Annotated in this window: 2 protein-coding genes; both read left to right on the top strand. The window is 75.4% G+C overall.

The features are described 5' to 3' along the window. Positions 1–4 precede the first annotated feature (4 nt). Positions 5–1,999: an asparagine synthase (glutamine-hydrolyzing) gene (gene asnB / locus ACZ55U_RS03850; protein WP_465522084.1), complete on the top strand. Its 1,995-nt coding sequence runs from the start codon at positions 5–7 to the stop codon at positions 1,997–1,999. Beyond that, positions 1,996–21,246, top strand: coding sequence for an SDR family NAD(P)-dependent oxidoreductase (locus tag ACZ55U_RS03845; protein ID WP_465522083.1), 19,251 nt, complete (start codon positions 1,996–1,998; stop codon positions 21,244–21,246). Before asnB ends, ACZ55U_RS03845 begins: the two co-directional genes overlap by 4 nt. Positions 21,247–21,269: the final 23 nt, after the last annotated feature.

Below are 21,269 nucleotides of genomic sequence, written 5' to 3'. Positions count from 1 at the left end.
ATTCATGTGCGGACTGGCTGGGTTCCTCTCGGCGCCGCCGCTGTCCCGATCGGCCGCCGAGGTGATCACCTCGATGCTGTCGACCATCCGCCACCGCGGACCGGACCAGGCCGGCTACTACCTGGACGACGGGCTCGCCATGGGCGCCGTCCGGCTGGCGATCGTCGACCCCGCCGACGGCGCCCAGCCGATGGCGGACCCGGGCGAGCGCCACTGGATCTGCTTCAACGGCGAGATCTACAACCACATCGAGCTGCGCGCGGAGCTGGAGGCCCTCGGCCGCCCCTTCCGCACCGACCACTCCGACACCGAGGTCGCCCTCCAGGCCTGGATCCAGTGGGGCGCCGACTGCTTCGCCCGCTTCAACGGCCCGTTCGCGCTCGCGATCAGGGACACCGTGACCGGCCGGCTCGTCCTGGCCCGGGACCGCTACGGCAAGCGCCCGCTGTACTACGCCGAGCACGACGGCGCGCTCCTGTTCGCCTCCGAGATGAAGGCCTTCGGCGCCTTCCCCGGCTTCCGCTTCGAGCTCTCCCCGCAGGACCTCGCCGCCATCTACGCCGTGTGGACGCCGCTGCCCGACCGCACGCCCTTCGCCGGCGTCCACCAGCTGCCGATGGGCTCCTACCTGGAGGTCGACGGGGACCGGCGCTCGCTGCGCGCGTACGAGGAACTCGGCTTCGACGTCCCGGGCTTCACCGGCACCGAGGCGCAGGCCGTCGAGTTCGTCCGGGAGAGCCTGCGCACCGCGGTGGAGCTGCGGCTGCGCTCCGACGTCGAGGTCGGCGTCTACCTGAGCGGCGGCCTGGACTCCTCCGTGGTGACGAGCCTCGCCACCCGGCTGTCCCGCCACCAGGTGCGCACCTTCTCGGTGGCCTTCCGGGACAAGAACTTCGACGAGTCCGACAGCCAGCTCCTGGTCGCCGAGCACCTGGGCACCGAGCACCTCGCCGTCCCGGTCACCGGCGCGGACATCGCCGGCAACCTTCCGGCGGCGGTGTACCACGCCGAGGTGCCCGCCTTCCGGACCTCCTTCGTCCCGATGTTCCTGCTCTCCCGCCACGTCCGGGACGCCGGCATCAAGACCGTGCTCAGCGGCGAGGGCTCCGACGAGGCCTTCCTCGGCTACTCGCTGTTCCGCGAGACCATGCTGCGCGAGCGCTGGCACGGACTCGACGACGAGGGGCGCCGCGCCGCGCTCGCCACCCTGCACCCCGAGCTGGCGCACTTCGGCCCCGCCCACCAGGGCCATCTGCTCGGCCTGTACCAGCAGTTCGCCACCGAGCGGATGCCCGGCCTGTTCTCCCACGAACTGCGCTACCAGAACGGCAGGTTCGCGGCCCGGCTGCTCGCCTCCCGGGAGGACCCGTTCGCCGGCCTGCTCGACCTGGTCGCCCGGACGCCCGGCTACCCGGCCATGTCCGCGGTGCAGAAGGCCCAGTGGCTGGAGTACAAGACCCTGCTGCCCGGCTTCCTCCTCTCCACCCAGGGCGAGCGCGTCGCGCTGGCGCACAGCGTGGAGAACCGCTGCCCGTTCCTCGACCCGGCGGTCGTCCGGGCCGCCGCCTCGGTCAACCTCCGCTTCGACGACGGGTGGAACGAGAAGGCCCTGCTGAAGCGGGCGTTCCGCGCCGAGCTGCCGCGCTGGACCACCGACCGCCCCAAGCAGCCCTACCGCGCCCCGGGCAGCGAGGCGTTCAAGGAGAGCCGCCCGGACTACCTCGAACTGCTCCTGTCGGATGCCGAGTTGGGCAAGCTCGACTTCCTGGACCAGCGGTTCGCCCGCCGCCTGACGGACCGGGTCCTGACCGCGCCGGTCGAGGAGGTGAGCACCAAGGAGGACCAGGCCTTCGTCTACCTGCTCACCACCGCCGTGCTGCACCGGCAGTTCGTGCTCGAAGGAGCCGGCCGCGCCGGCGGCGCCCCGGCCGGGGCGCTCGACCTGAAGGTGACCGTGGACCGGCGCCGCGCCGTCCCGACCGTGAAGGAGACCCGGTGACCACCGACGGCACGGCCATCATCGGGCTCGCCCTGCGCTTCCCCGGGGCCGACACCCTCCCCGACCTCTTCGACCACCTCGCCGCCGGCCGCTCGCTGATCACCGAGGTCCCGGCCGAACGCTGGTCCAAGGAGCGCTACTTCGGCGACCCCCGCAGCGGCGGCGAACGCACCAACAGCATCTGGGCCGGCTTCATCGAGGACGCCGACCGCTTCGACGCGGCCTTCTTCAACATCTCCCCGCGCGAGGCCGAGACGATGGACCCGCAACAGCGGATCGCCCTCGAACTCGCCTGGAAGGCCATCGAGGACGCGGGCTACCGCGCCGCGGACCTCGCGGGCAGCCGCACCGGCGTCTTCATGGGCCTGTGCCACGCCGACTACGCCGAACTCATCGAACGCGACGGCGTCGCGACCGACGCCTACCTGCCCACCGGCACGGCCTACTCGATCGTCGCCAACCGGCTGTCCTACTACTTCGACCTCCACGGCCCGAGCATCGCCAACGACACCGCCTGCTCCAGCTCCCTGGTCTCGCTCTACGAGGCCGTGACCGCCCTGAACAACGGCGACTGCGACCTGGCGCTGGCCGGCGGAGTGAACCTGTGCTGGTCCCCGAAGCTCTTCGTGGCCTTCAGCAAGGCCGGCATGCTCTCCCCCACCGGCCGGGCCCACGCCTTCGACCAGGACGCCGACGGCTTCGTGCGCGGCGAGGGCGGGGCGGTCCTGCTGCTCAAGCCGCTCGCGCGGGCGATCGCGGACGGCGACCCGGTCCACGGGGTGATCAGGGGCGTCGGCACCAACCACGGCGGGCGCACCAACTCGCTGACCGTGACCAGCCCGACCGCCCAGGCCGCGCTGATCGAGGACGTCTACACCCGCGCCGGCGTCGCACCGCAGACGGTCGGCTACATCGAGGCCCACGGGCCGGGCACCCCGGTCGGCGACCCGATCGAGGTCGTCGGCCTCAAGCGCGCCTTCCGCAGCCTGCACGAGGCCGCGGGCACCGAACCGAGCCCGGGCACCACCGGCATCGGCTCGATCAAGACCAACATCGGGCACCTGGAGTCCGCCGCCGGGGTGGCCGGCGTGGTCAAGGTGGTCGCCGCCATGGCGGCCGGCACCCTGCCCACCACCGTCAACTTCCAGGCCCTGAACCCGCTGATCACCCTGGACGGCAGCCCCTTCTACGTCGTGGACGGCACCCGGCCCTGGCCCGCCCCCGACGGCGCGCCGCGCCGGGCCGGCGTCAGCTCCTTCGGGTTCGGCGGGACCAACGCCCACGTGCTGCTGGAGGAACCGGCGCACCGCCCCGCGCCCTCCGACGGCCCGGGCCCGTACGTCGTCCCGCTGTCCGCGCGCACCCCCGAGCGGCTGCGCGCGCTGGCCGGGCAGCTGCGCGAGCACCTGCTCGCGCCGGAGTCGGCGCTGCGGCCGCGCCAGGGCCTGGCCGACATCGCCCACACCCTGCGGGTGGGCCGCGAACCGCTGGCCGTCCGGGCGGCGCTGGTCGTCGCGGACCGCGAGCAGCTCCTCGCCGCCCTGGAGTCGCTCGCCACCGGCGCGCTCCCGGCCGGCTCCCACGCCGACCCGGCCGGCGCCGGGCCGGAGGTCATCGCGGCGGTGGAGGACTGGCTGGCCGGCGGCGAGGCCCGGTGGCCGCACCACCCCGGCGCCCACCGGGTGCGGCTGCCCACCTACCCGTTCGCCCGGGACCGGCACTGGTACCGCGTCCCGGAGCCGGTCGGCGCGCCCGGGCAGCTGCACCCCCTCGTCCACCGCAACACCTCCGACCTGGCGCAGCAGCGCTACACCTCGACCTTCACCGGCGCCGAGCCCTTCCTCGACGACCACCGGGTCGCCGGCCGCCGGGTGCTGCCCGCCGCCGCCTACGTCGAGATGGCCCGGGCCGCCGTCGAGTTCTCGGCCGCCGCCGCGCCGGGCACCGTGAGGCTGCGCGACCTGGCGTGGCTGCGGCCGGTGACCGTCGACGGCGAACCCGTCGACGTCCTGGTCGAACTGACGCCCGGGGAGCAGGAGATCGCCGTCGGGTTCCGGCTGGACGGCACGCTCCACGCCACCGGCCGCGCCGAACTCGTCCCGCCCGCGCCGCCGGCCCCGCTCGACCTGGACGCACTGCGCGCCTCCTGCCCGGACCGGGCCGAGCCGGCGGACGTCCACCGGCGGCTGCGCGCCCAGGGCCTGGAGTACGGCCCGGCCATGCGCGCCCTGCGCGAGCTGCGCACCGGCGCGGGCCTGGCGCTCGCCCGCATCCGGGCGACCGAGCCCGAGGGCGGCGGGCACCTGCTGCCGCCGAGCCTGCTGGACGCGGCCTTCCAGGTCTCCGTCTCGCTGATGGACGACCCGTCCGGTCCGACGCTCCCGCTGGCCCTGGACGAGGTCCTGGTCCACCGCCCGTGCCCGGCCGAGAGCTGGGCGTGGGTACGGCGCAGCGGCGGCTCGGGCGCCGTGGCCACCTTCGACATCGACCTGTGCGACCGCGAGGGCGTGGTGCACGCAACGCTCCGGGGGCTGGCGCAGCGCGCCACCCCTGGCCCCGGCGGCGCGGCCGGCGGCGTGGTGACCGCCACCACCCGGTGGACCGACCGCCCGGCCGCCCCCGGCACCACCCCCCGCACCGCCCACACCCCCGAGCTGCCGGAGATCGCCCCCGCCGCCCCGGCCGACGGCGTCGACGCCGTGACGGACGCGGTGTTCGCGGCCGTCCGGGCGGTGCTGACCTCCCGGCCCACCACCGAGCAGCGGTTCGTGGTGCTGGTGGACGGCCGTGTCCCGGCGCACTTCCACCGGCCGCTCGCCGGCCTGTTCCGCACCGTCGCGGCGGAGAACCCGCTGGTGTCCGGCCGGGTGGTGCGGGTGGACGGCCTGGCGGCCGCGGACCCGGCCGCGATCGAGCGGATCGTCGCCGAGGAGTGCGCCGACGACGGCGCCGGCAGCGAGGTGCGCCGCCGCGCCGACGGCGTGCGGCAGGTGCTGGAGCCCGTGGAGACGCCGCTCGGCGCGGGGCCTGCCGTGCCGCCCCTGCGGACCGGCGGGGTGTACTGGGTCACCGGCGGCCTCGGCGGCCTCGGTCCGCACGTGGCCCGCTACTTCGGCCGGGCCCAGGCCACCGTCGTGCTCAGCGGCCGGTCCGCGGCCGGCTCGCTCGACGCCCTGCGCGCCGACGGCGTCGACGCCCACTACCTGCCGGTGGACGTCACCGACGCCGAGGAGGTGCGCGCCGCCGTCGAGACGATCCTGCGCGACCACGGCGCGCTCCACGGCGTCGTCCACGCGGCCGGCCTGCTGCGCGACCAGTACCTGGTGCGTAAGGACCTGGCCGACGTCCGCACGGTGACCGCGCCGAAGATCCGCGGCACGCTCAACCTGGACGCCGCCACCCGCGACCTCGCGCTGGACCACTTCGTCCTGTTCTCCTCGGTCGCCGGGGTCTACGGCAACCCCGGCCAGTCCGACTACGCCGCGGCCAACGCCTTCCTGGACGCCTTCGCCGGGCACCGGCGGTCCCTGGTCGAGGCCGGGGAGCGCAGCGGCCTCACCGTCTCGGTGAGTTGGCCGCTGTGGGCCGAGGGCGGCATGGCGATGGACGCGGCCGGGCGGGAGGCGATGCGCCGCGAGCGGGGCTGGGAGCCGCTGCCCACCGAGGCGGGGCTGCGCGCCCTCGGCCTGGCGCTGGGCGCCGGCGCCCCGGCCCACCTCGTCATCGGCTACGGCGCGGGCGCCACCCTCGCGGCCCGGCCCGCCGCCGTTCCGGCCCCCGCGGCCCCGGCGGTCACCGGCGGCGGCACCGGCACCGGCACCGGCACCGGCACCGGGGACCTGACCGCGCGGACCGAGGAGCTGCTGCGCCGGATCGTCGCCGACGTCCTGCGCCACCCCCCGGAGCACCTCGACCCGGCCACCGACCTGATCGAGTACGGCATCGACTCGCTGAGCATCATGGGGGTGACCACCGAACTGGAGAAGCTGTTCGGGCCGCTCTCCAAGACGATCTTCTTCGAGTACCTGAACATCGCCGACGTCGCCGCCCACTTCGTGGAGACCCGCCGGGAGCAGCTGGCGGCCGTCCTCGGCGAGGCGACGCCGGAGCCCGAGGCCGAGGCCGAGCCCGAGGCCGAGGCCGAGCCGGAGCCGTCGGTGGAGAGCGCGCCCCGCTCCGCGTCCGGTGGCTCGAACGCCCGCGACGACCGGCACGACATCGCGATCATCGGGGTCTCCGGCCGCTACCCCGGCGCCGACACCCTCGACGAGCTGTGGGAGCTGCTGGAGAGCGGCCGGCACAGCTTCGAGGAGATCCCCGCCGAGCGCTGGGACCACCGGGTCGTCCACGACAGCGACCGTTCCGTGCGCGGCAAGAGCGTGATCCGCACCGGCACCTTCCTGCGCGACATCGACGCCTTCGACCCCCGGTACTTCCGGATCTCCAAGCGCGAGGCCGAGCAGATGTCCCCGGAGGTCCGGCTGTTCCTCCAGGCCGGCGTCCAGGCCCTGGAGGACGCGGGCTACTCCCGGGAGACGATCCGCCGCCGCTACCAGGGCGACGTCGGCGTGCTGGTCGGCACCATGAGCAACCACTACAACCTGTACGGCTTCCAGAACAGCCTCACCCGGGGCGCCCCGCAGAGCGGCAGCTACACCGGGACGATCCCGAACATGCTGTCCTACTTCTACGGCCTGACCGGGCCGTCGATCTTCCTGGACACCATGTGCTCCGCCTCCTCGACCTGCGTCCACCAGGGCGTGCAGATGCTGCGGGCGGGCGAGTGCCGGATGGTGGTCGCGGGCGGCATCAACCTGCTGCTGCACCCGTACAACCTGATCACCTCCTCGGAGGAGCACTTCACCACCGGCACCTCCGACGTGATCCGCAGCTTCGGCGTCGGCGTGGACGGCACCATCCTGGGCGAGGGCGTCGGCGCGGTGGTGCTCAAGCCGCTGGCCGACGCGGAGCGGGACGGCGACCACGTGTACGCCGTGATCAAGGGCACCGCCCTGTCCAACGCCGGTGTGCGCAACGGCTTCACCGTGCCGAGCCCGGCCATGCAGGCCCGGGCGGTCGAGAAGGCCGTCGAGGACGCCGGGATCGACCCGAGGACGATCAACTACGTCGAGGGCCACGGCTCGGGCACCGCCCTGGGCGACCCGATCGAGGTGCGCGCCCTCACCTCGGCGTACCGGAAGTCCACCGGGGACCGGCAGTTCTGCGCGCTCGGGTCGGTCAAGGCCAACCTGGGCCACCTGCTCGCCGCCGCCGGGATGGCGGGCCTGGCGAAGGTGCTGCTCCAGCTGCGGCACGGCAAGCTGGTGCCCTCCCTGCACAGCGAGGAGCTCAACCCGGACATCGACTTCGCGGACACGCCGTTCCGGGTCCAGCAGACCCTGGCCGACTGGCAGCCGGTCGTCACCACGGTCGACGGCCGGCAGGTCACCCATCCGCGCCGGGCCGGCCTCACCTCGATCGGGGCCGGCGGCATGAACTCCCACATCATCCTGGAGGAGTACCCGCCGCGACCGCCCCGCCGGGAGCCGTTCGGCGAGCAGGTGTTCGTGTTCTCCGCGATGAACGAGGCCGCCCTCGGGCGCTACCTGGCCGTCTTCCGCGACCACCTGGCCCGGGCCGCCGAGGCCGACCTGCCCGACATCGCCTTCACCCTGCGGGTGGGCAAGAACGAACTGCCGTACCGCTGGGCCTTCGTGGCCTCCGACCGGGCCGGCGCCCTGGCCGCCGTCGACGGCTGGCTGGCGGGCCGCCGGGACGTCCCGGACCAGGAGCCGGTCCGGACCTGGCTCTCGGGCCGCGGCGTCGACTGGGAGCGGCTGACGTCCGCCCGCCGGGTCCCGCTGCCCCCGTACCCCTTCGAGAAGGTGCGCTGCTGGGTCGAGCAGGACCCGGACGCGCCGTCCGTGCTCGCCCCGCTCGCCTTCCGGGAGCGGCTGCACCCGTTCCTGGGCCGCAACGAGTCCGACGTGCGCGGCCTGCGCTACCGCGCCGACGTCCGGCTCGACGACCTCCAGGACTACACCTACCGTCAGGACCGGGTGCCCGTCGTGGTGCCCACCTTCGCCGTGGACCTCGCGCTCGCCACCGCGAAGGTCACCGGGTTCGCCGACCAGCCGGCCGTCCACGACCTGCGGGTGCTGCGGCCGGTCGACTGGGCGGCCACCGACCGCCTGGTCACCGAGTTCGCCGACGGCCACGGCGTGGTGCGGGCCGGGGACGGACCGCCGGCCGTGGAGTTCACCGTCCGGGCGGGCACCGCGCCCACCGGGCGGGTCGACCTCGCCGGGCTGCGGCCGGTGCTGGACCGGGCGGGCTTCCTGGCCGAACTGGCCGAGGGCGGCGTCGTGCCCCGGCCCGCCTCCTGCGCCGTCGACGGGGTGTCCGCCGCCCCGGACGGGGCGAGCGTCCTGCACCTGTCCGGCCCCGAGTTCCAGCAGGACCACGTCCGGCGGAACGTGAGCGTCGAGCCGTCCGTGCTCGCCGCGATCGCCCTGGGCGTGCAGTGGCGGGCGCGCCGGGCCGGGGAGGCCGACTGGCCGCGCTTCGCGCCGCACCGGATCGGGGCGGTCGCCGTCCGGGCCGGCGTGCCGGTGGCCCACGTCGTCCTCGGCGACGACCGGATCGTGCTGGCCGACGGCTCCGGCGAGGTCCTCGGGGTGCTGGACGGCGTCCGCTGCGGCACCGGGGGAACGGCCCCGGCCTCCGGCCGCCACCAGGGCGCTCAGGCCATGCCGTCCGTCCCGTCCCTCCGACCCGACCGACCCGACCCGGCGGGGTCCTCCGGGGTCGTGGACGGGCTGCGCGAGATCGCCGCCGGGCTGCTGAAGTTCGAACCCGGGGAACTCGACCCCCGCACCGGTCTGGACGAGTTCGGCTTCGACTCCATCTCGCTGGTCTCCTTCTCCCGGCAGATCGAGGAGCGGTTCGGCGCCAAGGTCAGCCCCGCCGTCTTCTTCGACCTCCACACCCTGGAGGCGCTGGGCGCCCACCTGGTCGAGGAGTACGGGGTGTCGGCCGCGCTGCCCTCCCCTGCCCCTGCCCCGGCTCCTGTCCCGGCTCCTGTCCCGGTCCCCGTGGCAGCCGCCGTAGCGGCGCCACCGCCGCCACCGCCACCGCCCGCCGCCGCACCGCGGCCCCGGCCGGCCCGCCCCCGGACGGACCCGAGGGAGCCGATCGCCGTGATCGGCGCGGCCGGGCGCTTCCCCGGCGCCCGCGACCTCACCGGGTTCTGGGCGAACCTGCTGGCCGGGACGGACTCCGTCACCGACTTCCCGCTGGACCGCTACGACGAGGAGCAGCGCCGGGCCATCGCCGCCCTGGACTTCCCCCGGCGGATGGGCGTCCTCGACGACGTCGACGCCTTCGACGCGGCGTTCTTCCGCATCCTGCCGCGCGAGGCCGAACTGATGGACCCGCAGCACCGCCTGGTGCTGGAGACGGTCTGGCAGGCCCTGGAGGACAGCGCCCTGCGGCCGAGCCGACTGCCCGCCGGCACCGGGGTGTTCATCGGCGTCACCGGCAACGACTACGCCACCCTGCTCACGACCGGCGGGGTGCGGCCGGACGCCTTCACCGCGACCGGCAACACCCACGCGATCCTGGCCAACCGGATCTCCTACCTGCTCGACGTGCGCGGCCCCAGCGAGCCGATCGACACCGCCTGCTCCAGCTCGCTGGTGGCGGTGCACCGCGCCATGGAGGCGATCAGGTCCGGCGCGTGCGAACTGGCCATCGCGGGTGGGGTGAACGTCCTGCTCGACGCCGGCACCTTCGTCAGCGCCCACCGCGCGGGGATGCTCAGCCCCGACGGCCTGTGCCGCACCTTCGACGCCGACGCGAACGGCTACGTGCGCGGCGAGGGCGTCGGCGCGGTGGTCCTCAAGCCGCTGGCGGCGGCCGAGCGGGACGGCGACCCGATCCTCGGCGTGCTGCGGGGCAGCGCCTACAACCACGGCGGCCGGGCCAACTCGCTCACCGCGCCGAACGCCGACGCCCAGGCCGAGCTGGTGACGGCGGCCGTCGGCGACCTCGACCCGGACACCATCGGCTACGTCGAGGCGCACGGCACCGGCACGGCCCTCGGCGATCCGGTCGAGGTGCGCGCGCTGCGCACCGCGTTCCGCCGGCTCGGCCGCAGCGACGACGGCGGCTGCGGGCTGGGCTCCGTCAAGACCAACATCGGGCACCTGGAGGCGGCCGCGGGCATCGCCGGGCTGCTGAAGGTGCTGCTGGCGCTCCGGCACGGCGTGCTGCCCGCGACCCGCCACCTGCGGCGGGTCAACCCGTTCGTCGAACTCGCCGACGGGCCCTTCCACCTGGTCCGCGAGAACGAGCCCTGGCCCCGCCCCCGCGACCGGGAGGGCCGGGAGGCCCCGCGGCGGGCGGGGGTGAGCAGCTTCGGCTTCGGCGGCGTCAACGCCCATGTGGTGGTCGAGGAGTACGTCCCGCCCCGCCCGGGCGGGGCGGAACCCCCCGGCGCCGTGGCGGTGCCGCTGTCGGCGCGCACCGAGCGGCAACTGACCGACCGGGCCCGGGATCTGCTGGCCTTCCTGGAGTCCTCGGACGGGGTGTCGCTGCGCTCGGTCGCCTGGACCCTGCGCGCCGGCCGGGAGGAGATGGCCGAGCGGGTCGGCTGGACGGTCTCGTCCGTGGCCGAACTCGCGGACCGTCTCCGGGCGTTCGTGGCCACCGGCGAGCGCGGCGAGGCCTCCGGCCCGCTGGCCCGCTGGATCGCGGGTGAGGACGTCGGGCTGTCGGAGTGGACCGACGGTCCCCCGCCCGGCCGGGTCCGTCTGCCCGGCTACCCCTTCGCCCGGGACCGCTTCTGGTACCCCCGGCCCGAACCGGCCCCGGCTACGGCCCTGGCTGCGGTTGCGGCTGCGGCTACGGCTACGGCTACGGCTACGGTGCCCGACACCGCCCGGGAGGTCGTCACGACCCTGTCGGTCCCGCGCTGGGCGCCCGCCGCCCCCGCTCCCGCCGTTCCCGCTCCCGCCGCCCCCGGGCGCCGCCACGACCGCCGTGCCGTCGTCCTGTGCGGCGTCGACGCCGACGTCCCCGGGGCGATCCGGCTGGAGACGGCCAAGCGGCGGCCGGAGAGCCGGTTCCGCGACCTGTCCTGGAAGCTGCTGGAGACCGTCCGCTCGCTGCTGGCCGAGGACGGCACCGTACTGGTCCAGGTGGTCGCCGACACCGCCGCCCCGGCCGGGCTGCTGCGCTCGGCGGCCAAGGAGCACCCCCGGTTCCTCGGCCAGGTGATCGTCCTGGACGGCGCCACGGCCGCCGACCCGGCCACGGTGGCCACGGCGGTCGCGGAGAACGCCGACGGCGCGGACGACCTGGTCCGCTACCTCGACGGCGTCCGGCAGACCCGCACCTGGACCCCGGTCACCCCCGCCGCCACCGGCTCCGCCGCCCCTCCGTGGCGCGACGGCGGCGTCTACCTCGTCACCGGCGGGGCCGGCGGCATCGGCGCCGCGACGGCCCGCCGGATCGCCGCCGACGTCCGGCGCCCCACCCTCGTCCTCGCGGGCCGCTCGCCCGCCGACGAGCAGGTGTCGGCGCTGCTGGCCGACCTGCGCCGGGCGGGCGCCGAGGCGCGCTACGTCCGGGCCGACGTCTCGCGCTGGGAGGAGGTCCGCCACCTCGTCGCCGAGGCGGGCGAGGTCACCGGGGTGGTGCACGCCGCCGGCGTGGTCCACGACGCCCCGCTCGCGGACAAGACCCCGGCGCGGTGGGAGGAGGTCCTCGGCGCGAAGGTGGACGGCCTCGTCCACCTCGACCGGGCCACCGAGCACTGCCCCCTGGAGTTCCTCCTCGTCTACTCCTCCGGCTCCGGGATCACCGGCAACCCGGGGCAGTGCGACTACGCCGCCGCCAACGCCTTCCTGGACGAGTTCGCCGCCGCCCGCAACGCCTCCGTCGCCCGGGGGCAGCGGCACGGCCGGACGCTCTCCGTCGCCTGGCCGCTGTGGCGGGACGGCGGCATGGCCGTGGACGAGCGCACCCGGGCCTACCTGTGGGAGGACCGCGGGCTGCTGCCGATGCCGACGGAGACGGGCCTCGCCGCCCTGGTCGACGCCTGGCACACCGGGGCGGACCAGGTCTGGGTGCACCACGGCGCGGCGGTGCCCGCGCCGGCGCCGACCCCGGCGGCTCCGCCCACCCCGGCGGCTCCGCCCGTCCCGGCGACCGCGCCCACCCACGTACTGGACCACCTGTGCCAGGTCTTCGCCGAGGTCAGCAGGCTCAGCCCGGCGGAGATCGACCCTGACCGCCCGTTCGTCGACATCGGCCTCGACTCGGTGATGGTGATCCAGCTCAACCGCGCCCTCGCCCCGTTCTACCCCGGGGCCTCCTCGACCCTCTTCTACGAGCAGCCCACCCTGCGCGCGGTGGCCGCCAGGCTCGGCTCCGGCCACCGGCCGCAGCCCGGACCGCAGTCGCAGCCGCAGCCCGGACCGCAGTCGCGACCGCAGCCCCAGCCGCAGCCGAGCACCGCCCCCGACGAGCCCATCGCCGTCATCGGGCTGAGCGGCCGCTACCCGGACGCCGCCGATCTGGACGCGTTCTGGGAGAACCTCCGGGCCGGCCGCGACTGCGTCCGGGAGCTGGACCGGTGGCCGCTGGACGGCTTCTTCGAGGCCGATCGCAGCACCGCCGTGGCCACCGGGCGCAGCTACAGCAAATGGGGCGGATTCCTGGACGGCTTCGCGGACTTCGACCCGAGGTTCTTCGGCATCGCCCCGCGCGACGCGTACGCGATGGACCCGCAGGAGCGGCTGTTCGTCCAGGCCGCCTGGGAGGTGCTGGAGGACGCCGGGTACACCCGGGCGCGCCTCGCCGAACAGCACGCCCACCGGGTCGGGGTGTTCGCGGGCGTCACCAAGGTCGGGCACGCCCGGCACGAGGCGGGCCGGCTTCCCTCGGGCGAACTCGTCGTCCCCGGGCTCTCGTTCGCCTCGCTGAGCGCCCGGGTCTCGTACCTGCTCGACCTGCGCGGACCGAGCCTGACGGTGGACACCATGTGCTCGGCCTCGCTCACCGCGATCCACGAGGCCTGCGAGCAACTGCGCGCCGGCGCCTGCGAGGTGGCCATCGCCGGTGGCGCGAACGTCTACTCCCACCCGCTCGACTACGTCGAGCTGTGCCGCTCCGGCATGCTCTCGGAGGACCGGTACTGCCGCAGCTTCGGCGCCGGCGGCCACGGCTTCGTCCCGGGCGAGGGGGCCGGCTGCGTGCTGCTCAAGCCGCTGTCCCGGGCGCTGGCCGACGGGGACCGGGTGCTGGGGCTGATCCGCGCCAGCGGCGTCAACCACGGTGGGCGCAGCACCGGTTACACCGTGCCGAGCCCGACCGCCCAGTCCGCGCTGATCCGCGAGGTGCTCGACCGGGCCGGTGTCTCCGCCCGGGAGGTCGGCTACGTGGAGGCGCACGGCACCGGCACCGAGCTGGGCGATCCGATCGAAGTCGCCGGGCTGGCCGGGGCGTTCCGCCAGGACACCGAGGACCGCCAGTACTGCGCGATCGGCTCGGTGAAGTCCGGCATCGGGCACCTGGAGGCCGCCGCCGGTGTGGCCGGCCTCACCAAGGTGCTGCTCCAGCTCGGACACCGGGAGCTGGTGCCCACGCTGCACGCCGAAGAGCCCAACCCGAACATCGACTTCGACTCGTCCCCCTTCCGGCTCCAGCGCGAGCTGGCGCCCTGGCACAGTGACGGCCCGCGGATCGCGGCGGTGTCCTCCTTCGGTGCCGGCGGCTCCAACGCGCACGTGATCGTCGAGGAGTATCCCGTGCAACCCGCAGACGGCACCGAGGGCGGAGCGGCGCAGGTCGTCGTCCTGTCCGCCCGGACGCCCGAGCAACTGACCGCCTCCGTCGACCGCTTGGCCGCGTTCCTCGACCGTGAGCCGAGCACCCCGCTGGCCGACCTCGCGTACACCCTCCAGGTCGGGCGGGAGGCGATGGCCGAGCGGTACGCGGTCGCGGTCTCCTCCACCGAGGAGCTGCGGGCCGCGCTGCGCGAGGGCCGTGGGCACCGGGGCAGCGCCGGGTCGGCCGGCGGACTGCTCGCGGAACTCGCCTCGGACGGCGACTTGCAGGAACTGCTCGTCCAACGGTGGACCGCCGCCGGGCAGTTGGCCAAGCTCGGAGCCCTGTGGGCGTCCGGCGTCGCCGTCGACTGGCGGCGGCTGCACCGGGAGCCTCGGCGGACGCTCTCGCTGCCCTCCTACCCGTTCGCGGCGGAGCGGTTCTGGATCGCCGACCTGCCCCGGGCCGAGGCCGCGCCGATGGCCGCGACCGCGCCGGTGGCCGTGGCCGCGCCGATGGCCGTGGCCGCGCCTGCGACCGCGCCCGTCGCCGTCACCGAACCCGTGCACGCAGCGGCACCGGCACCGGCACCGGCACCCGCGTCCATACCCGCGCCCCCGTCCGTCGGCGCCCCGAAACCGGTCGACCTCGACCGGCTGGTGCCCGCGCTGGTGCGGGACAAGGTGGCCGCCGCCCTCGCGATGGACGCCTCGGAGGTCCTCGACGGGCTGGCCTTCGCCGACCTGGGGCTGGACTCCATCCTCGCGGTCCGGGTCGTCCACGAGATCAACACCGCGCTCTCGCTGGACCTTTCGACCACGGTGGTGTTCGACCACAGCACGGTGGACCGGCTCGCCGCCCACCTGCTCGCCGAGTACCGGGAGGTGATCACGGCCGCCCCCGCCCCCAGCGAACCCGTCCCCACCGTCACCGAGCCCGTCCCCACAGCCGCCGAACCCGTGCCCACCACCCCCGTCCGCCCCGCCCCTCGCCCGGCCGACCCGGAGCGCGGCCCGATCGCGATCGTGGGCATGAGCGGCCGGTTCGCGGGCGCCGCCTCGCTCGACGAGCTGTGGACCCGCCTGGAGCACGGCGACGACCTGGTCACCGACCCCACCCGCTTCCGTCTCGACGGACTCAGCCCCTGCACCCGGGGCGGATTCCTCGACCGGATCGACGAGTTCGACGCGATGTTCTTCACCGTCTCCGGCACCGAGGCCGCCGTGATGGACCCCCAGCAGCGGCTGCTGCTGGAGGAGTCCTGGAAGGCCCTGGAGGACGCGGGCTACGCGGGCCGGATGGAGCACCGCCGGTGCGGCGTGTACGTCGGCGCCTGGGCCGGGGACTACCTGGAGCTGCTGGACGACACCGCCCCGGCCCAGGCCCTGTGGGGCAACATGGCCTCGGTGATCCCCAGCCGGGTCAGCTACGCCCTCGACCTCAAGGGCCCGGCGATCGCCGTCGACACCTCCTGCTCCAGCTCGCTGGTGGCGATCGACCTGGCCTGCAAGGACCTCTGGTCCGGCGAGACCTCGATCGCCCTGGCCGGCGGGGTGTTCGTCCAGTCCACACCCCGGCTCTACGGGCTCGCGGGCCGCGCCGGGATGCTGTCCCCGAGCGGCCGCTGCCACAGCTTCGACCACCGGGCGGACGGGTTCGTCCCCGGCGAGGGCGTCGGGGTGGTGGTGCTCAAGCGGCTCGCCGACGCCCTGGCGGACGGCGACCACGTCCACGGCGTGATCAGGGCCGTCGGGGTCAACCAGGACGGCGCCACCAACGGGCTCACCGCCCCGAGCGCGCTCTCCCAGGAGAACCTGATGAGCGACCTGTACGAGCGCTGCGGCATCGACGTGGAGCGGATCGGCCTGGTCGAGGCGCACGGCACCGGCACCCCGCTGGGCGACCCGATCGAGTTCCGGGCCCTGGAGCGGGTCTTCCGCGCCCGCACCGACCGGACGGAGTACTGCGCGCTGGGCTCGGTGAAGACCAACATCGGGCACACCCAGTTCGCCGCCGGCATCGCGGGCGTGCTCAAGGTCCTGCTGGCGCTCCGGCACCGGCGGATCCCCGCCTCGCTGAACTTCGAGACCGCCAACGAGGCCGTCCCGCTGGCCGGCAGTCCGTTCTACGTCAACACCCGCTCCCGCGACTGGACTTCGCCGGACGGCGGTCCGCGCTGCGGCGTGGTGAGCTCGTTCGGCGCCAGCGGCACCAACGCCCACGTCGTCATCGAGGAGGCACCGCCGGTCGAGCGGCCCCCGGCGCCGCACGCCGACCTGCCGGTGGTGCTGTCGGCGCGCACCGAGGACCAGCTCGCCGAGCAGCGGCGCCGGCTGGCCGCGCACCTGCGCGCCCACCCCTCGGTGCGCCTGGACGACCTCGCCCACACGCTCTGGGTCGGCCGCAAGCGCTTCCAGCACCGCTTCGCGTGCCTGGCGGGCGACACCGCCGAGCTGCTCGCCGTCCTCGACGGCACCGCGCCCGCCCGCCCGGCCGCCGACGCCCCCGCCCCGCCGCCGGCCCGGCTGATCCCGCTGCCGACGTACCCGTTCGCCCGGGACCGGCACGGGCCCGCCGCCGGCCGCGACCGCCTCACCCTCTCCCGTACGGACGGCCTGCTGCGCGACCACGTCGTGGGGGGCCGCCACCTCCTGCCGGCCGTCGCCCACCTGGAGCTCGCCCGCCGGGCCCTGGGCGGCGACCGGGTCCGGATCAGCAACGTGACCTGGGTCCAGCCGCTGGAGGTCGGCGAGGAGAGCGTCGAGGTCCTGGTCGACCTGCGCGCCGGCGCCCGTGGCGGCCACCGGTTCGAGATCTCGACCGGCGGGGCCGTCCGCAGCGAGGGCACGGTGGCGCACTCGGACGCCCCGCGCCCGGCCCGGGTGGACCTCGCGGCGCTGCGCGCCCACTGCCCGCGGACGGTGACCGGCGAGCAGATCCACGCGGCGCTGCGGTCGATGGGCATCGAGCACGGCCCGACCCTGCGGGCGATCCGGCGGGCCCACGTGGGCTCCGGCACGGTGCTCGCCGAACTGGCCCTGCCCGACGGGGCCGAGCCCGGCGCGCTCGCCCCCGCCCTGCTGGACTCGGCGATCCAGGCCACCGTCGCGGCGCACCTGACCGAACTGCGCGACACCGCCGTGCCGTTCGCCCTGGAGCGGCTCGACCTGTTCGCCCCCTGCGTGCCGGTCATGACGGCCGTGGTGCGGGGCATCGAGGCCGGACCGCTCGGCCGGCTGGACATCGACCTGGTGGACGGGGACGGCGAGGTCCGGGTGCGGCTGGTCGGCTACAGCTCCCGCCGCACCGAACCGAAGGCCGAACCGCGGACCGCACCGCAGGTCGAAGCACGCCCCGAGCCGCCCGCCGACCCCGCCCTCTACGCCCCCGTCTGGGACCCGTTCACCGCGAGCGGCCCCCACGTCCCCTCCGCCGCCGACCGCGTGCTGGTCGTCGGCGGGCCCATCCCGGTCGACGGCGCGCTCGGCTGGCCGCTGCCCGCCTCGGCGACCGTCGAGGAGGCGACGGCGGCGCTGCGCGGCCTCGGCCCGATCGACCACCTGGTGTGGGCCGCGCCCGAGAGCAAGCTCGCGCCCACCGACGCCGCCGGCTACACCGCCGCCCAGCAGGACGGCGTGGTGGCGGCGTTCCGCCTGATCAAGGCGCTGATCGCGGCGGGCTACGACGCCAGGCCGCTCGGCATCACCCTGGTGACCACCCGGGCGCTCGCCACCCACCCGGACGACGCCGTCCAGCCCGCGCACGCCGGACTGCACGGCCTGTTCGGCTCGCTCGGCCGGGAGTACGGCCACTGGACCGTCCGCCGGGTCGACCTGGACGGCTCCGGCTGGCCCGCCGACCTCACCGAACTGCCCGCCCACTCCCCCGACGACTCCTGGGTCCGGCGGACCGGTCAGTGGCTGTCCCGCCGCTGGGCCCCCTGCGAGGCCCCGCGGCGCCCGGTGTACCGGGAGGGCGGCGTCTACGTCGTCATCGGCGGCGCCGGCGGGCTGGGCTCGGCGTGGACCCGGCACGTGGTCGAGCAGTACGGCGCCCACGTCACCTGGATCGGCCGCCGCGCCCAGGACGACTCGATCACGGACCGGATCCAGGCCTCCGGCGGGCCGGAGCACGTCCGCTACCTCCAGGCCGACGCCGGTGACCCGGCCGCGCTGCGCCGGGCCCTGGCCGAGGTGCGGCGCGACCACCCCCGGGTGCACGGCGTCGTCCAGGCGGCCCTGGTGCTGCGGGACCGCACCTTCGCCCGGATGGACGAGGCCGACCTGCGCGCCGCCCTGGCCGCCAAGGTCGACGTGACGACCGCGATGGCCGAGGCCTTCGACGGCGAGCCGCTGGACTTCGCGGTCCTGCTGTCCTCCATGCAGTCCTTCACCACCGCCGCGGGCCAGGGCAACTACGCCGCCGGATGCACCTTCAGCGACGCCTACGCCCACGCCCTGGGCCGGCACTGGGACACCCCGGTGCGCACCATGAACTGGGGCTGGTGGGGCGGCCTCGGCAGCGTGACCTCCGAGTTCTACCGGGAGCGGATGACCAGGGTCGGGCTGGTGTCGATCGAGCCGCCCGAGGGGCTGGCCGCGCTCGACGCCCTGCTGGGCGGCGTGCAGCCGCAGCTCGCCTACGTCCGGACGGACCAGCGCAACACCCTGCCCAACTTCGACCGCGCCACCCGGGTCTCCGCGCCCGGCCCGGCCGTGCTGCCGCGCCCCGGCGCGCTGCCGACCGGCGTCGACGAGGCGGACTCCGAGCTGGACGAGGTCGTCCGGTGGCGGCGGGCCGAACGGGATCCGTGGCTCGCCAAGGTCCTCGCCGCGCAGCTGGCCGGCGTCGACCGCGCGGCGGTCCTGCCGCAGTACGAGCGGTGGTGGGAGCACTCGGAGCCGGCCCTGGTGCCCGCCGATCCGGTGGACGTCGTGCTGGCCCGCTGGGACCGGCAGTGCGAGCGGTGGTCGGCGGACCCGGACCGGGCGGCGGAGCTGCGCCTGGCCTCGGCGATGCTCCGGGCGCTGCCGGACATCCTGACCGGCCGCACCCGGCCCACCGACGTGATGTTCCCGCGCGGCTCCATGGAGCTGGTGGAGGGCTGCTACCGGAACAACAAGGTCGCCGACCTGTTCAACCGCGCCATGGCGAGGACGGCCGCCGCCCTGGTCGCCGAGCGGCTGCGCCGGGAGCCGGACGCGCGGCTGCGCGTGCTGGAGGTCGGCGCGGGCACCGGCGGCACCAGCGTGGGGATGTTCGCGGCGCTCCGGCAGTACCGGGAGAGCATCGACAGCTACGTCTACACCGACCTCTCCAAGGCCTTCCTGAACCACGCCCGGGCCTCCTACGGGCCGGAAGTGCCCTATCTGGACTGCCGGTTGCTCGACATCGAGCGGCCGCTCGCCGGGCAGGAGATCCCCGAGGGAGCCTTCGACCTGGTCATCGCGGCGAACGTGCTGCACGCGACCAAGGACACCCGCACCACCCTGCGCAACGCCAAGGCGGCGCTGCGGCCCGGGGGTTGGCTGCTGCTGAACGAGCTGTCGGCGTTCGACCTGTTCAGCCATGTGACCTTCGGCCTGCTGGAGGGCTGGTGGCTGTTCGACGACCGGTCGCTGAGGATTCCCGGCTCGCCCGCGCTCTCGCCGGAGAGCTGGCGGGACGTGCTGGCCGGTGAGGGCTTCCGCACCGTCGTCTTCCCGGTGTCGCGGGCGCTGCCGCTCGGCCAGCAGGTCATCGCGGCGGAGAGCGACGGGGTCTCCCGGCAGCAGGTGGCCGAGGCCCCGGCCCCGGCCCCGGCTCCGGCTCCGTCCCGGCCCACACCCGCGCCCGCGCCCGCACCCACACCCGCACGCACCGTCGAGGCCCCGCCCGCGGCCCCGGCCCCGGCCCCAACGGTGCCCGCCGCCCCCGCCGCCCCCGCCGCGGCCGAGCTCATCCTCACCAAGGCCGCGACCGTCCTCGGCATCCCGCCCGAGCGGATCGACGCCTCCGTCCCGCTCACCGACTACGGCCTGGACTCGATCCTCGTGCTCCAGCTCACCAACGCCCTGCGCGAGGACTTCGGCGAGGAGATCTCCCCCACCCTGCTGTTCGAGGCCGAGAGCGTCGACGCCCTCTGCGCCCGCCTGGCCGGCCCGGCCACCGGCCGGAGCTGGCCGCTGGCCAGCGGCCAACTGACCATGTACCGGGACCAGTTGCGCTGCCCGGACTCCATCGCCTACCACCTCCCGATCCTCTTCGAGGTGCACGGCGAGCCGGACGAGGCGGCGCTGGAGCGCGCGGTCCGGGAGCAGTCCCGGATCCACCCGCTGCTGGGCGCGGTGATCACCGAGCGCGACGGCGTCCCGTACCTGGACGTCGATCCGGCCCGGGGCCCGTCCTACACCCGGATCGAGCTCACCGCCACCACCCGGGCGGGCCAACTGGCCGCGCTGCGCGCGCTGGTGGGCATCCCCTTCGACCTGGCCGCCGGCCCGCTGGTCCGGACGCACCTGGTCGCGCTCCCCGACGGCCGCCGGCTGCTGCTGATCACCGCGCACCACATCCTGCTGGACGGCACCTCGACGGCGGTGCTGGTCCGCACCCTGCGGGAGTGCTACCTCGGCCGGGGCCGACTGCGGGAGGCCGAGTTCGGCGAGTTCGTCGCCTGGGAGCAGGAGTTGCTGGCCGGCCCGAGCGGCCGGCGCCACCGTGACCACTGGCTCGCGGAGCTGGCCGGCGCCACCGGGGCACTCGATCTGCCCTACGACCGCCCGCCCGTCCCCGGGCGGCTGCCCCGGGCGGAGGCGATCACCCTGCGGCTGCCCCGGGAGCTGGCCGCCGGGGTCGCCGAGGCCGCGAAGCGGCACCGGGTCAGCGCCTCCACCGTGCTGCTCGCCGGCTACACCCGGCTCCTCCACCGGTCGACGGGCCAGAGCGACCTGATCACCGGGGTCACCACGGCCGCGCGCTACGAGGAGCGCTTCCAGGACGTGGTCGGCCAGTTCGCGAACTGCCTGCCGATCCGCTCCACGGCCACGGCCGACACCGCCGAGCTGCTCCGCTCGCTCCACCGCCGGGTGCTGGCCGGGATCGAGCACGGCGCCTACCCCCTGGCCGAGATCGCCAGGGCCCGGGGCGGCGCCCAGGACGCCGGCGAGCCGCTGGTGCGCACCAACTTCCTGTTCCAGAACTTCGACGGCGCCCGCCTGCTGACCGACGGATCGCCCACCGCCCCCGGCGAGTTGGACCTCCGTACCTTCGACGACCTGCCCTACCCGGGCGAGTACCCCCTCGCCCTGGAGGTCTACCGGGACGGCGACGGCTACAAGGCCTTCCTCAAGTACGACACCCAGCTCTTCGAGCGGGCCACCGCCCAGCGCCTCGCGGACGACTGGCTGGCGGCCCTCCAGGAGGTCCTGAACGCCTGACCGACAGCGAAGGGGCCGGGCCC

The organism is Kitasatospora sp. NPDC034533 (assembly GCF_055575155.1).
The sequence above is the reverse complement of the archived record's forward strand: the minus strand, read 5'-3'. Positions and strand labels throughout refer to the sequence as shown.

Coding starts and splice junctions, on each gene's coding strand:
- asnB (WP_465522084.1), top strand. CDS start 5: ATGTGCGGACTGGCTGGGTTCCTCTCGGCGCCGCCGCTGTCCCGATCG.